Raw genomic sequence first — 13543 nt, 5'->3', positions numbered from 1 at the left:
GCCGAACTCGCGGCGCTGCGCGCGGTGATCGCCGCGGCCGAGGGTCAGAGGTAACCCTCGATCACCTCGACCGCGGCCCGCACCCCTCCCGCGGCCCGGAGCTCGTCGGCGAGCGCGTCACTGCGGTTGCGGATCGCGGGGCCGTCCACGGTCCGGAGCGCGTCCCGCAACTCCGCCACGGTCGCCGTCGCGCTGTCGACGCGCACCGCCACCCCGGCCGTGGCGAGCGCGTCCGCGTTCTCGAACTGGTCGACGGCCTGCGGCGCCGCGATCATCGGTGTCCCGGTGACCATTCCCTCGCTCGACCCGCCCATCCCCGCGTGGGTGATAAACGCATCCGCCTCACGGAGGATGTCGAATTGCGGCACCCAGCGGTGCACCTCCACGTTGGCGGGAACCACACCCAGATCGGCGACGTCGACCTGGGTGCCGATCTGCAGGACGACGTGCCATCCGACGAGATCGCCGAACGCCGCGACGCAGCGGCGGTAGAAGTCGGCCTGATCGGTGAACGCGGTACCCAGCGAGATCAGCAGCAGCTTCGACCCGCCCGCCGGACGCGTCCAGGTGCCCTCGGACGCACGATCCAGCGGAAGGGCAGGCCCGGTGAAGGTGTACACGTCCTCGTCCACTCGGTCCGCGTTGGGCTGCATCGACTTCGCGATCAGCACCACCGCGCGCGGCGGCCGCCCGAAGAAGGCGTCGGGGTCGGCCGTGACACCGTTGTCCTGCAGGAACTTTCGTTGCCGTTCCCGGTACGCGATTCCCTTCGGTTCCTCACGGATCGGGGCGAGAACCGGGGCCATGTCCTCCTCGTAGCCCTCCCACGCGACGTAGGTCGGGGACAGCTGCACGATCGGAATCCCCCACTCCTCGGCCAGGATCCGCGCCGGACCGCCCGCGATGTCGTACAGGAACAGGTCCGGCCGGTCGGAGTCGTACAGCGCCCGCAGCTGCGGGAGCATCGACTCATAGTCCTCCTGAAACAACGTCAACTGGTCGATCATGTCGCCGTCCCAGGACTTCTCCGACGCGGTCCCCGAGCCGCCGGTGTTCACGCCGGGCAGCGTCGAGGTGTAGGGGCGCAACTCGGCGCCGGTGGCTTCGATCACCGCCGCCATCGACGGGTCGTTCGCATAGCTGACCCGGTGTCCACGCGCGACGAGCACCCGGACGATCTCGAGACTCGGGTTGACGTGGCCGGGTGCGGGAATGCTGATCACGGCGATATGCGCGGTAGACATCGGTTCCTTCCGGTGCGGGTGACCCGGCCATAGGAACACGGGAGGCCCCGGAAACTCCAGTGAGTTTCCGGGGCCTCCCGTCAGCGTCCGATCAGGCGGAGACGACGCTCTCCAGCGCCGAGTAGAACATGCCGAGCCCGTCGTCGCTCGGGCCGGTGAGCGGCTCCGTCGCGTGCTCGGGGTGCGGCATCAGACCGACGACCCGACCGTTCGCGGACGCGACGCCCGCGATGCCCCGCTGCGAACCGTTCGGGTTGTCGCCCGAGTAGCGGAACACCACGCGACCCTCCCCCTCGAGCTCGTCGAGCACCCGCTCAGACGCCTGGTAGCGGCCCTCACCCGACTTGAGCGGGATCAGGATCTCGGCGCCGGACTCGTAGCGGCTGGTCCACGCGGTGGAGGTGGCCTCCACCTTGAGCCACTGGTCGCGGCAGATGAAGTGCAGACCCTGGTTGCGGGTCAGCGCGCCGGGCAGCAGGCCCGCCTCGCAGAGCACCTGGAAGCCGTTGCAGATACCGAGGACCGGCATCCCGCCCTTCGCGGCATCGACGACCTTGCCCATCACCGGGGCGAAACGCGCGATCGCGCCGCAGCGCAGGTAGTCGCCGTACGAGAAGCCGCCGGGGACGATGACCGCGTCGACGCCCTTGAGGTCGGCGTCGCCGTGCCACAGGCTGACGGCCTCGCCGCCGGCGAGGGTCACGGCGCGGGCGGCGTCGACGTCGTCGAGGGTGCCGGGGAAGGTGATGACTCCGACGCGGGCGCTCATGCCTCGACGTCGATTCGCCGCACGACCCAGTCCTCGATCACGGTGTTGGCCAGCAGACCTTCGGCGATCTTCTCCAGCTCGGCGTCCTCGACGCTGCCGTCGATCTCCAACTCGAACCGCTTCCCCTGGCGGACATCGGACACGCCGGCGAAGCCGAGCCGGGACAGCGCCCCGACGATGGCCTGCCCCTGCGGGTCGAGGATCTCGGCCTTGGGCATGACTTCGACAACGACACGGGCCACGTGCTGCTCCTCGCTTGGTGCTGCGGTTGTGCCCGGGAGAATCACGCCGGGCAACTGGCAGTTTACCGGTCCGCCCCGCTGGCTCGCGCACACGGTCGCGGGTGCCCCGCCGCGGTGTGAACCAGCGCATACTCGGGGGCATGCGGCTCACCCACTTCGGCCACTCCTGCCTGCTCGTCGAGCACCTCGGCGCGACGATCCTGTTCGATCCCGGCACCTTCTCGCACGGCTTCGAGGGGATCACCGGCCTGGACGCGATCGCGATCACCCACCAGCATCCCGATCACGCCGACACGGCCCGGCTGCCCGCGCTGGTCGAGGCCAATCCGGGCGCCGCCCTGTTCGCGGACCCGCAGACCGCCGCGCAGTTCGGCGACCGGTGGACCCCGGTGCGCCCGGGTGACGCGTTCGACGTCGGCCGGGTGCACCTGCGGGGAACCGGCGGCAGGCACGCGGTGATCCACCCGGACCTGGCGGTGATCGATAACACCGCGTTCCTGCTCGGCGACGACGACAACCCGGCCCGGCTGCTACACCCCGGCGACTCGCTGTACATCCCGCACGAGCGGGTCGACGTGCTCGCGCTCCCCGCCGCCGCGCCGTGGCTGAAGATCGCCGAGGCGATCGACTACCTGCGCGCCGTCGCGCCGCGGGTCGCGGTGCCGATCCACCAGGCGATCCTCGCGAACGAGGCGACCGGGATCTTCTACGGCCGCTACACCGACATGGCCCCGGACGGCACCGAGTTCCGGGTGCTGCCCGGGGAATCGGGGACCGAGCTGTCCTGAGCGGGATTCACACCCACTGCACGAGTTGCCAGATCAGGCCGTTGGGGTCCGCGAACTGGCAGTAGCGCTCACCCCACGGCTCGGTCTCGGGTTCGGTGACGACGACGGCGCCCGCGGCGGCGATGCGGGCGAACTCGGCGTCGATGTCGTCGACGACGAACACGATCAGCAGGCCCTGCCCCGCCGGTCCGGCGATAGACGCCGGCGTGAAGGTGCCGAGTCCGGTGCGCAGGAAGATCACATTGACGCCCGCGTCCGGGTGGGCGAGGGAGATGAAGCCGTCGTCGGCCATGGCCTCGGTGAAACCGAAATGGGTGGCGGCGAACTCCGCGGACGCGGCGGGGTCCGCGACGTTCAGGGACAGGGCGGTACCGGTGATCTTCATTCGACCTCCATCGAGACGGGAAACCTTATGCAATGTATAAAGTACGTGTCGCGGCGAAGTATTCCCACCCGTGGAGGTGTCCGATGGCGCGCGATCTGATCGACCTGCTGTGGCGCGAGCACCCCGCCGCCCCGACCGGCGGCAGCCGCGGCCCACGCTCGAAGGTCACGACCTCGCAGGCCGTCGACGCCGCGATCACCCTCGCCGACGCCGAGGGAATCGACGCCGTGACGGTGCGCCGCCTCGCCGCCGACCTGGGCATCTCGTCGATGGCCCTCTATACCCACGTCGGGTCCCGCGACGACCTGCTCGTGCTCATGGTCGACACCGTCCGGGCAGGCTGGACGCCCGCGCCGTACCCGGCGGGCACCGGCCGCGACCGGATCCGCCAGCTCGCCGACCAGGAACTCGCGCTCCACACCCGGCACCCGTGGCTGCTCGACGTCACCGACGAACGCGCCTCCTTCGGCCCGGGCACGATCGCGAAGTACGACCACGACCTGCACGCCTTCGACGGCATGGGCCTCGGCGACGTCGCCCGCGACGCCGCCCTCACCTTCGTCACCGACTTCGTCCGGTCCGCCGCCCGATCCCGGCGGCCCGACCCGCACGCCGCGGACATGAGAGAGGTGTGGGTGCGGTGGCACACGACGCTGGGCACCTACCTCGGCGACGCGCATCCGCTCGCCCGGCGGGTCGGCGCCGCAGCGGGCGAGGCCATGAACAGCTCCTACAGCGCCGAGTCCGCCTGGAAGTTCGGGCTTGAGCGGGTCCTCGACGCGCTGACCGGACCGACCCGCGAGTGACGCGCAGGGCCGGCCCTCACGCCACCTCGATGCCCCCGCGACGCGGACGCCAACGGTAGGCGTCCGGGCCCGCCCGATGGTGCAGCGCGAGGTCGACGGCGTCGAGGATCGCCTGCCGCGGACCGGGGTGCGCCAACTGCTTTGCGGTGACCGCGAGCCGGACGGTGCCGCCGCGGCGGGCGATCCGACCGGCCCGCAGGACCAGCGCCCGGCACCGCCACGGCTCACTGCCGAACCCGCCCCCGACGCCGAGCACCCTGGCCCGCACCGCGGTGCCGCGGTCGAGGTCGTCGATGCTCGACAGTCCCGCGAGCAGTCGAAAGCCTGCGCCGGGCAGCGCGGCGACCGCCCCCGGCGACGCCTGCCACCGCGGCGCAGCGAACGCCCGGGTCCGCAGCCCCGTCTCCTCCAGTACCCGATCCGCCGCGACCAGACGCAGCATCGCCTCGTGCTGCGGGAGGGCGGCGAACTCGGCGCGCCGCTTCTTGGTCGCGGCCTGGTCGTAGCCGTGCAGGACGATGGCGTCGCCCCGGTCCCTGCGGGCGCGCAACCAGTCCTGGGTCGGCTCGTCGCGCACCAGCCGATACTTGTCCTTCAGCCGCGGCGCCACCAACAGCGACAGACGGACACCGCGGGCGTCCATCGCACCCGCGAACCCGGCAACCAGCTCCCGGGTCTCGTCCCGGATTCCCGACACCGACACGATCAGCGTTGCGGTCATAACCCCCAGCGTGGCAGCCGAAGGTGAACGGGCCCTGACGCGCAGTGGTGCATCCGGGACCCGCCCGGCGTCAGCCGAGGCCGACCGTGTCCAGCACCCACGCGTACTCGAACGCCACCTCGCGCCACTTCTCGTACCGGCCGCTGACGCCGCCGTGCCCGGCACTCATCTCGGTCTTCAGCAGCAGCGGGGCGGCGCCGGTCTTGGTCGCACGCAGCTTCGCGACCCACTTGGCCGGCTCCACGTACAGCACCCGGGTGTCGTTGATGCTGGTGATCGCCAGGATCGCCGGGTAGTCGTGGGCACCGACATTCTCGTACGGACTGTACGAGCGCATGTAGTCGTAGACGTCCTTGTCCGCGAGGGGATTTCCCCACTCGTCCCATTCGATGACGGTCAGCGGCAGCGACGGGTCGAGGATCGAGGTGAGCGGGTCGACGAACGGCACGTTCGCCAGGATCCCGGCGAACAGCTCCGGCGCCAGGTTCGCGACCGCACCGACGAGCAGGCCGCCCGCGCTGCCCCCGTCGGCGATCATCCGATCCGTCGCGGTGCGCCCGGTATCGACGAGATGCCGTGCGCAGGACACGAAGTCGGTGAAGGTGTTCTTCTTCGACAGCATCTTGCCGTCCTCGTACCAGTGCCTGCCCATCTCGCCGCCGCCGCGTACGTGCGCGACCGCGAACACCATCCCGCGGTCGAGCAGGGACAGCCGCGCCACCGAAAACCCGGGGTCGATGCTGGACTCGTACGAGCCGTATCCGTACAGCAGCAGCGGCGCCGGGTCGGCGCTGGCGCCGCGACGACGCACGATCGAGATCGGGATCCGGGTCCCATCCGCGGCGGTCGCCCAGTCCCGGTGCTGCTCGTAGTCGGTGGGATCGTAGCCGCCGAGGACCGGCTGTTCCTTGCGCAGCAACAGGGCCCCGGACGCGATCTCGAGGTCGTACACGCGGCTCGGCGTGATGAACGAGGTGTACCCAAGCCGCAGCAGCGGGCTCTCCCACTCCGGGGTGGAGCCCGCACCGACCGAGTACAGCTCCTCGCCGAACTCCAGTTCGCGCAGCTCGCCGTAGCCCGCCCCGGTCAGCGGCCACACCGCGAGCCGGGTCAACGCCTCCCGCCGGTAGGTGACCACCAGATGACCCGCGAACGCGTCGACGTCCTCGAGCCGAACGTCGGCGCGGTGCTCGATCAGCGTCCGCTGCTCACTCGGGTCGGCGACCGGGGCGTCGACGAGGGTGAAGTTCTCCGCCTTCACCCCGTCCACGGCACCGTTGTGCAGGATCAGGAAGCGGTCCTCGCCGCCGACGACGGCGTGGTCGACGGCGTACTCGACGCCCTCCTCCCGGGGCAGGACGACGGTGAACTCGCCCTCCGGGTCCGCCGAGTCGAGGTACCAGATCTCGGAGGTGATCTTCGACCCGATCCAGATCGTCAGGTACTTCTCGCTGCGGGTGGATCCGAAGCCGACCCAGTAGCGTTCGTCGGGCTCGTGGAAGACCCGCACGTCCGCGGACCGCGGGGTGCCCAATTCGTGCCGCCAGACGGTGTCCGGGCGCCACGCCTCGTCGACGGTCAGGTAGAAAACGTGCCGGTTGTCCAGCGACCAGGTGGCGCCCGGCGCCGTGCCTGCGATCTCGTCGGCGAGCAGGTCGCCGCTGTCGAGGTTCTTGAACCGCAGCAGGTAGCGCTCGTCGCCCGCGGTGTCAACGGAGTACGCGAGCAGGCTGCCGTCGAGGGTCACCGACAGCGCGCCGAGCGCGAAGAAGTCGTGCCCCTCTGCGAGCTCGTTGCCGTCGAGCAACACCTGCTCGCCGGGGATCTCGGCGTCGGTGGTCAGCACCGGCGGGGTCCAGTCGTCGGCGGACGCGATCGGGCAGCGGCAGTGCACCCCGTACTGCTTGCCCTCGAACGAGCGCGAGTAGTACCACCACTGCCCCATCCGGGACGGCACCGAGAGGTCGGTCTCCTGGGTGCGGGACTTGATCTCGCCGAAGATCGCCTCCCGCAGCGGCCCCAGGTGCTCGGTCCGCGCGTCCGTGTGGGCGTTCTCCGCCTCGAGATACGCGACGACCTCCGGGTCGCTCTTGTCCCGCAGCCACTCGTAGTCGTCGACGAACGTGTCGCCGTGATGGGTGCGCGGCTGGGGGACCTTCTTCGCGACCGGGGGTCCGGCATCAGGCGAGCTCATGCCCGTCAGCCTATGTCGTCACCCGATCCAGTCGGCGAAGGACAGCCCGGAGATCCGCTCGTAGGCCTCGATGTAGCGGGCGCGGGTGGCGTCGACGATCTCCTGCGGCAGCGGCGGCGGCGGAGTGTCCGAGGCCCGGTCCCAGCCGGACTCGGGACCGGTCAGCCAGTTGCGGACGAACTGCTTGTCGAAGCTGGGCTGCACCCGTCCCGCCTCGTAGCCGTCGGCGGGCCAGTACCGCGACGAGTCGGGGGTGAGCACCTCGTCGGCGAGCACCAGGTTGCCGTCGGCGTCGATCCCGAACTCGAACTTGGTGTCCGCGAGGATGATTCCGCGCTCAGACGCGAAAATCGCGGCGCGCGTATAGATGTCGAGGGTGTCCTCGCGCAGTTTGAAGGCGAGGTTCTGGCCGAGCTGGTCGACGACGGTCGCGAAGTCGACGTTCTCGTCGTGGTCGCCGAGCGCGGCCTTGGTCGCCGGGGTGAAGATCGGTTCCGGCAGCTGCGACGCCTCGACCAGGCCCTCCGGCAGCTGCACACCGCACACCGCGCCGGTGCTCTGATAGTCGGCCAGCCCCGACCCGGTGAGGTAGCCGCGCGCAACACACTCGACGGGCACCATGTTCAGCTTCTTCACCACCAGGGCTCGGCCGAGCACCTCGGCGGGGATCCGCTCGTCGTCCGGCGGGCCCGCCAGGTGGTTCTGGGCGGTCAGCCGGGTGAAGAAGAACACGCTCATCGCGGTCAGCACCCGCCCCTTGTCCGGGATCGGGGTGCTGAGGATGTGGTCGTAGGCCGAGATCCGGTCGCTCGCGACGAGCAGCAGGTGCTCGTCGTCGATGGTGTAGAGGTCGCGGACCTTGCCGCCGGCCAGGTGGGCGTAGTCGGAAAGTGAGGGGCGCACGAACCAACCCTATCTGCCCGCCCCGCCGACCGACTGAACGGAAGCGTTCAGTCGATCACATCGAACGAATGCGCCGTTCGCTCGGCGCGGGTGTACAGCACCGACCCGGACAAGGCAGACATCCGGTCGTCTATCCTTCCTCCCGGTGTCACGGTGAACGGGAAGTCCGGTACGAATCCGGCGCGGTACTCGCCACTGTGGGCAGGTTGGTCGACCACCCGGGGCTCGCCCCAGCCACTGGATGCGCACATCCGGGAAGGCGTGGTCGGCGGTCACCCTGCCGAGCCAGGAGACCGGCCGCGACACCTGCCTGCACGTTTTCCACGAGTCATGGAAGGCGGGTCACCTTGCGTACCCCCGTTTCACCCCGCGCCATCGCCGCCGGCGCCGCCACCGCAGCGGCCACGCTCCTCCTCTCCGCGTGCGCCGGGTCGGACCCGGCCCCGGACACCGCCGCGATCGCCCTGCAGAACTGCGGACGCACCGTCACCCTCGACGGCCCGGCCGAACGCGGCGTCACCCTCAACCAGGGGGCCACCGAGACGGCGCTGTCGATCGGGGCGCAGGACGCCCTGGTCGGCACCGCATACCTCGACGACACCATCGCCCCGCGGTGGCAGGCCGCGTACGCGCAGGTGCCGCCGCTGAACGAGAAGGACTACCCGAGCCGCGAGGCGCTGCTCGAGACGAAACCGGATCTGGTGCTGGCGTCGTATGCGACCGCGTTCGACGACAAGGCCGTCGGCTCGCAGGACTCGTTCGACGACCTCGGCATCGGCACCTACGTCTCGCCGTTCGGCTGCCCGGACCGCGGGGCGCGCCCGCCGGTCGCGTGGGATTCCATCGGCACCGAGATCAGCGACTACGGCACCCTGTTCGGCCACGAATCCGAGGCGGCGGCGGTGGTCGCGCAGATGCGCGAGACGGTCGCGGGCATCGAGGCAGCCGCACCGGCGGAGGGCAAGAGCATCTTCTGGTACGACAGCAACACCGACATCCCGTACGTCGGCGGCAATGCGGGCGGCCCGCAGCTGATCATCGATGCGGTCGGCGGCACCAACATCTTCGCCGGGGTCGACGGGGCCTGGGCCGACGGCAGCTGGGAGACGGTGCTGGCCGCGGACCCCGACGTCATCGTCCTGGCCGACGCGTCGTGGGACACCGCCGAGGAGAAAAAGGCGTACCTGCGCGCCGATCCGGCGCTGCGGGACCTGACCGCGGTGCGCGGCGATGCGTTCGTCGTCGTCCCGTTCTCGGCGAGCACCCCCGGACCGCGACTGATCGAGGGCGCGACGCTGGTCGCCGAGCAACTGGGCGGCGGCCCGGCATGAGCGCGGCAACCCGGGTGCCCACCCGGGTCAGGTCGACGACCGCAGCGGGCTGGGCGCTGGCGTTGGCCGCGCTGCTCGCGGTGAGCTGCGCGGCGGGGGTGACGATCGGGGCTGCTGACCTGTCGATCGGCACCGTCGTCGAGGCCGTCGCCGGGCGGCTCGGGCTCGGTCCCGGCACCGACCTGCTGACCACGCACATCGTCGTCGACCTGCGGCTGCCCCGGGTGCTCGCGGCGGCGCTGGTCGGGGCCGGGCTTGCGCTGTGCGGGGCGGTGCTGCAGTCGCTGACCGGCAACCCGCTCGCCGACCCCTACCTGCTCGGCATGTCCGGCGGCGCCTCGCTCGGCGCGGTGCTCGCCCTGACCGCCGGGGTCGGGACGGCTGGCGTCCTCGGGGTCGGGTCGGTGGCGGCGGCGGCGTTCGTCGCGTCGCTCGGGTGCCTGCTGCTGGTGTTCCTCATCTCGACGTCCCGGTCGGGTGCCCTGCTGCCGGGACGGCTGGTGCTGGCGGGCATCGCGGTCGGGCAGTTCGCGGCGGCGGTGACGTCGGCGCTGGTGCTGCTCGGGGACCGGGACGCCGCCCATCGGGTGTTGCAGTGGACGCTCGGGTCGGTCGCGGGGGTGCGGTGGTCGGGGCTGGTGGCGATCGCCGCGGTCGTGACGGTCACCGCCGTCGTGATGCTCGGGCACGCCCGGGTGCTGGACTCGTTCGCATTCGGCGAGCGCGCCGCCGCGAGCCTGGGCACCGACGTCGACCGCTCCCGCTGGGTGCTGTACGGGGTGGCGTCGCTGTGCACCGCCGCCCTCGTCGCGCAGGCCGGGGTGATCGGCTTCGTCGGGCTCGTCGTCCCGCACGCCGCCCGGATGCTCACTGGACCGCTGCACGCCCGACTGCTGCCCGTCGTCGCACTCGTCGGCGCGGTGCTGCTGGTGTGGGCGGATGTCGCGGCCCGCACGATCCTGCCGGGGCGGGAACTGCCGATCAGCATCGTCACCGCGGTGGTCGGCGTCCCGGTCTTCGTCCTGCTGCTGCGCAGGCGGGGGGCCCGCGGATGAGCCACCACTCCCCCGAGGTCCGCGTCGAGGACCTCACCTGGTCGGTGGACGGCGCAACGATCCTCGACCGGGTCAGCTGCCGGGCGCCGTCCCGGCGGGTGACCGGGCTGATCGGCCCCAACGGCTCCGGCAAGACGTCGCTGCTGTCGGCGATGGCGCGGCTCGTGCGCCCCGACCGCGGACGAGTGCTGCTCGGCGACGACCCCGCAACCGCGATCGCCCGTCGGGAGTTCGCGCGCACCGTCGCGCTGGTGGAGCAGCATTCGGCGACCGACCTGGACCTGACCGTGGAGCAGATCGTCGAGCTCGGCACCATTCCGCACCGCGGCGGCTGGGCCCGCCCCGCAGGCCTCGGCAACGGCGACCTCGTCGCCGACGGCCTCGCGGCGGCCGGGATCGGCCACCTGCGACACCGGGTGTGGCGGAACCTGTCCGGCGGCGAGCGGCAGAAGACGCAGCTGGCGCGGGCGTTCGCGCAGCGGCCGTGCGTGCTGCTGCTGGACGAGCCGACGAACCACCTCGACGTGTCCGCATCACTGGAGTTGCTGGACCTGATCCGGGCGCGGGGGCTGACGACGGTCGCGGCGATGCACGACCTGAACCTGGCGGCGATGTACTGCGATCACCTGGTGGTGCTGCACGACGGCCGGGTGATCACCGAGGGGCCCACCGAAACCGTCCTCACCGCGGACCTGCTGGCCGACGTGTACGGCCTCGACGCGCTCGTGCAGCCGCATCCCCGCACCGGGCGCCCGATGGTGGTGCTGTGCGGCACGCGCGGCGCGGACATCGAAAGGGCAACACCATGAACGATTTTCGACGCTGGGTGATTGTCACCGCCCCGACGGACCGCGGCGACGACCCCCGCGACCAGGTGCTCGGCGCGCTCGGCGTGCTGCGCGGCAGGCACCCCGGCACCGAGTTCCGGACCGCGGTCCTCGGCGGCACTGGGACGACCGTGACGGCCGCGCTGGACGAGGCCGCGGGCGCGGGCGCGTCCGAGGTGGTCGTGGTGAGCGCGCAGACCGTGCTCGACCGGAAGATGGACGCGTGGTTCCGCCGGGTGATCGGGCACTGGCTGCGCGGGCGCGGGGACGCCAGCACCCCGGATGTGCGGATCGCGGCACCGCTCACCGACACCGCCACCTACCCGGATCTGCTGGAGGCGGCGATCACCGGACCGACCGCCCCGGCCCGCACCACCACCGCACCGCTCACCTCCCCCGCGTGGGACGAGGTGCCCGGCTTCACCAGGCACGTGCTGGTGTGCCGGGGACCGCGGTGTTCGGCGCGCGGCGGCGCCGAGACCGGACGGGCCGTCGACGACGCCGTCACCGCTCGGGGCCTCGGCGACGACGACGTCCTGATCACGTTGACCGGCTGCATGTTTCCGTGCTCGCAGGCGCCGGTGGTCGCGGTGTACCCGGACGACGTCTGGTATTCCGCGCTGACGGCGGACCGCGTCGACCGGTTCGTCGACGAACACCTGATCGCGGGCCGACCGGTCACCGCGTGGGCGGGGCAGCGCCGGGCGCGCAGGGACCCGGCCGACCCCGAGCTGGCAGGCTGACCGGATGGGATCCCCGCGGGTGCGCATCACGTACTGCACGCAGTGTCAGTGGCTGCTGCGGGCGGCGTGGCTGGCGCAGGAACTGCTGACCACGTTCGGCGCCGACCTCGGCGAGGTCGCCCTCGTCCCCGGCACCGGCGGGGTGTTCGTCGTCGACGTCGACGGCACCCCCGTGTGGGATCGGTCCCGCGACGGCGGGTTCCCGGAGGCGAAGGTGCTCAAGCAGCGGGTCCGTGACGTCGTCGCCCCCGGCCGGGACCTGGGCCACGCGGACCGGCCGGTGGACCCGCGCAGCGGCAGGCCAGCAACCGGCCTGTCCTAACCGGCGGTGGCCGCGGCGTCGGTGGCCTCCCGCGCCCAGCGCGGCAGGATGAAGATGCCCTCGGCCTCGACGGTCACCCCGTCCGCGTCGGCGATGTGCCCCTTCACGAACGCCTTGACCCCCTCGATCCGGTCGAACCGTGCCTCGGCGCGGAGCCTGCCGAGCGGGGTGGGACGCCGGTAGCGCAGGGTGAGCGTCCCGGTCATGCCGGGGCTGCCCGCAGCGACCGCGGTGTCCCCGAGGAGCTGGTCGAGGATCAGCGCCGACACCCCGCCGTGGGTGAGTCCGGCCGGGCCCTCGTACTGCGGTCCGAGGTGGAATTCGGCCCAGCCGAGCCCGTCCGCGTCGTGCTGGATGTCGAGGGGCGGCGCGACCGCGTTGCGCAGCCCGTCGGCGGCGTTGCCCCAGGCCCGCTTCCGCCCGGAGGCGCCCCAGCGGACCCCATATGGCCCGGGGATCGCCTTGGCCCGCAGCAGCGCGGTGGCCTCCTCGACGAGTTCCCTGGCGCGCCGGATCTCCGGGTCGTCGACCTCGGTCTGCAGGGTGGCCGCGATCAGCGCCCGGACGCTGTCGGTCAACGGACCGTAGCGGTCGGCCTGCTGCTGGATCTCCTCGTCGGACAGCCCGTCGTTGACGTAGAGAAGCTGCTGGTCGGGAATCTGCTCGGTCACGTCGCCTCACTCCGGATCTTCACGAAACACGCGATGTGCATGCTACATATCAGCCGGTGCCGAGCCGTCGCCGGATCGTGCCTGCCAGGTAATCCAGGTCGTCGCGGCGCGGGGTCGTCGGCCTGCCCCGCAGCCCGAACCCGTCGCCAGCGCTCCGCGGGATGACGTGCAGGTGGACGTGGAACACCTCCTGGCCCGCCGCGACCCCGTCGGCGAGGAACAGGTTGACCCCGTCCGCGCGGGGGCCGTCCTCGGGTTCGCCGGGGACCCCGCGACCGCCCGCCCGCAGCGCCGTCGCGATCCGCTGCCCGACCGCGAACACCCGCCGCCCGTCCTCCGGGTCGAGCTCGGCAAGCCCCGACGCGTGCACCCTCGGGACCACGAGCAGATGTCCCGGCGTGAACGGGCGGATGTCCATGAACGCGAGCGTGTGCTCGTCCTCGTGGACGATGCTCGCCTCGGCGGTGCGGGCGACGATGGCGCAGAAGACGCAGGGCATGCCCGCCACCGTAGGCACGCCGCGCCCGGGCGTGGCGTGCGGG

The 13543-nt window shown here is 71.7% G+C and carries 16 protein-coding genes and 1 riboswitch; of the genes, 7 read left to right on the top strand and 9 right to left on the bottom strand.

Annotation, left to right across the window (positions count from 1 at the left end):
• Nucleotides 1-44: 44 nt before the first annotated feature.
• The 3 genes from ACWF62_RS02690 to purS form a co-directional block, all read right to left on the bottom strand.
• A complete protein-coding gene (locus ACWF62_RS02690) occupies nt 45-1244 on the bottom strand; it encodes a macrolide family glycosyltransferase (protein WP_452629351.1) in 1200 nt (399 codons plus the stop codon).
• A gap of 91 nt (nt 1245-1335) precedes the next feature.
• The gene (gene purQ, locus ACWF62_RS02685) at nt 1336-2013 is read right to left on the bottom strand and encodes a phosphoribosylformylglycinamidine synthase subunit PurQ (protein ID WP_378570123.1); all 678 of its coding nucleotides are present in this window, start codon (nt 2011-2013) and stop codon (nt 1336-1338) included.
• Nucleotides 2010-2255 carry a phosphoribosylformylglycinamidine synthase subunit PurS gene (purS, locus tag ACWF62_RS02680; protein ID WP_378507299.1) on the bottom strand — a complete coding sequence of 82 codons (246 nt, stop codon included), beginning with the start codon at nt 2253-2255 and terminating at the stop codon, nt 2010-2012. Before purS ends, purQ begins: the two co-directional genes overlap by 4 nt.
• A gap of 140 nt (nt 2256-2395) precedes the next feature.
• Between purS and ACWF62_RS02675 the strand changes: the two genes are divergently transcribed.
• Nucleotides 2396-3043: an MBL fold metallo-hydrolase gene (locus ACWF62_RS02675; RefSeq protein WP_378507300.1), complete on the top strand. Its 648-nt coding sequence runs from the start codon at nt 2396-2398 to the stop codon at nt 3041-3043.
• Between the two features lie 7 nt (nt 3044-3050).
• On the opposite strand, the gene ACWF62_RS02670 is transcribed toward ACWF62_RS02675, so the two are convergent.
• Nucleotides 3051-3428: a VOC family protein gene (locus ACWF62_RS02670; protein WP_378570122.1), complete on the bottom strand. Its 378-nt coding sequence runs from the start codon at nt 3426-3428 to the stop codon at nt 3051-3053.
• Nucleotides 3429-3511: 83 nt separating this feature from the next.
• Here ACWF62_RS02670 and ACWF62_RS02665 point away from each other — a divergent pair, with 83 nt between their 5' ends.
• A complete protein-coding gene (locus ACWF62_RS02665; RefSeq protein WP_378570121.1) occupies nt 3512-4234 on the top strand; it encodes a TetR/AcrR family transcriptional regulator in 723 nt (240 codons plus the stop codon).
• A gap of 16 nt (nt 4235-4250) precedes the next feature.
• Here the strand turns inward: ACWF62_RS02665 and ACWF62_RS02660 are convergent, their stop codons facing one another.
• The 3 genes from ACWF62_RS02660 to ACWF62_RS02650 all read right to left on the bottom strand — a co-directional run bounded on the left by ACWF62_RS02660 (nt 4251) and on the right by ACWF62_RS02650 (nt 8052).
• Nucleotides 4251-4955: a DUF2334 domain-containing protein gene (locus ACWF62_RS02660; protein ID WP_378570120.1), complete on the bottom strand. Its 705-nt coding sequence runs from the start codon at nt 4953-4955 to the stop codon at nt 4251-4253.
• 70 nt (nt 4956-5025) lie between these two features.
• On the bottom strand, nt 5026-7149 hold the full coding sequence (locus ACWF62_RS02655) for a S9 family peptidase (RefSeq protein ID WP_378570119.1): 2124 nt from the start codon (nt 7147-7149) through the stop codon (nt 5026-5028).
• Between the two features lie 18 nt (nt 7150-7167).
• The gene (locus ACWF62_RS02650) at nt 7168-8052 is read right to left on the bottom strand and encodes a phosphoribosylaminoimidazolesuccinocarboxamide synthase (protein ID WP_378507305.1); all 885 of its coding nucleotides are present in this window, start codon (nt 8050-8052) and stop codon (nt 7168-7170) included.
• Between the two features lie 134 nt (nt 8053-8186).
• Nucleotides 8187-8368, top strand: a riboswitch (cobalamin riboswitch).
• A gap of 31 nt (nt 8369-8399) precedes the next feature.
• On the opposite strand from ACWF62_RS02650, the gene ACWF62_RS02645 reads away from it, so the two are divergent.
• Genes ACWF62_RS02645 through ACWF62_RS02625 form a run of 5 tightly spaced genes read left to right on the top strand, consistent with a single transcriptional unit; the run spans nt 8400 to nt 12330 of the window.
• Complete coding sequence (locus tag ACWF62_RS02645; RefSeq protein WP_452629350.1) at nt 8400-9383, top strand: ABC transporter substrate-binding protein; 984 nt, start codon at nt 8400-8402, stop codon at nt 9381-9383.
• The gene (locus ACWF62_RS02640) at nt 9380-10438 is read left to right on the top strand and encodes a FecCD family ABC transporter permease (RefSeq protein ID WP_452629349.1); all 1059 of its coding nucleotides are present in this window, start codon (nt 9380-9382) and stop codon (nt 10436-10438) included. Before ACWF62_RS02645 ends, ACWF62_RS02640 begins: the two co-directional genes overlap by 4 nt.
• Nucleotides 10435-11247: an ABC transporter ATP-binding protein gene (locus ACWF62_RS02635; protein ID WP_378570115.1), complete on the top strand. Its 813-nt coding sequence runs from the start codon at nt 10435-10437 to the stop codon at nt 11245-11247. The genes ACWF62_RS02640 and ACWF62_RS02635 overlap by 4 nt, the downstream gene beginning before the upstream one ends.
• Nucleotides 11244-12008 (top strand): (2Fe-2S) ferredoxin domain-containing protein, encoded by a 765-nt coding sequence (locus ACWF62_RS02630; RefSeq protein ID WP_378570114.1) that lies wholly within the window; start codon nt 11244-11246, stop codon nt 12006-12008. The genes ACWF62_RS02635 and ACWF62_RS02630 overlap by 4 nt, the downstream gene beginning before the upstream one ends.
• Nucleotides 12009-12012: 4 nt before the next feature.
• Nucleotides 12013-12330 carry a SelT/SelW/SelH family protein gene (locus ACWF62_RS02625; protein ID WP_378507310.1) on the top strand — a complete coding sequence of 106 codons (318 nt, stop codon included), beginning with the start codon at nt 12013-12015 and terminating at the stop codon, nt 12328-12330.
• Here the strand turns inward: ACWF62_RS02625 and ACWF62_RS02620 are convergent.
• Complete coding sequence (locus tag ACWF62_RS02620; protein WP_378507311.1) at nt 12327-13001, bottom strand: PaaI family thioesterase; 675 nt, start codon at nt 12999-13001, stop codon at nt 12327-12329. The two genes, ACWF62_RS02625 and ACWF62_RS02620, sit on opposite strands and share 4 nt — an antisense overlap.
• A gap of 49 nt (nt 13002-13050) precedes the next feature.
• Nucleotides 13051-13500, bottom strand: coding sequence for an HIT family protein (locus tag ACWF62_RS02615; protein WP_378507312.1), 450 nt, complete (start codon nt 13498-13500; stop codon nt 13051-13053).
• Nucleotides 13501-13543 lie beyond the last annotated feature (43 nt).

It is taken from the genome of Rhodococcus sp. NPDC054953 (assembly GCF_053609225.1).
Note: the sequence above shows the minus strand (reverse complement) of the source record. Positions and strands in the feature narration are given on the sequence as shown.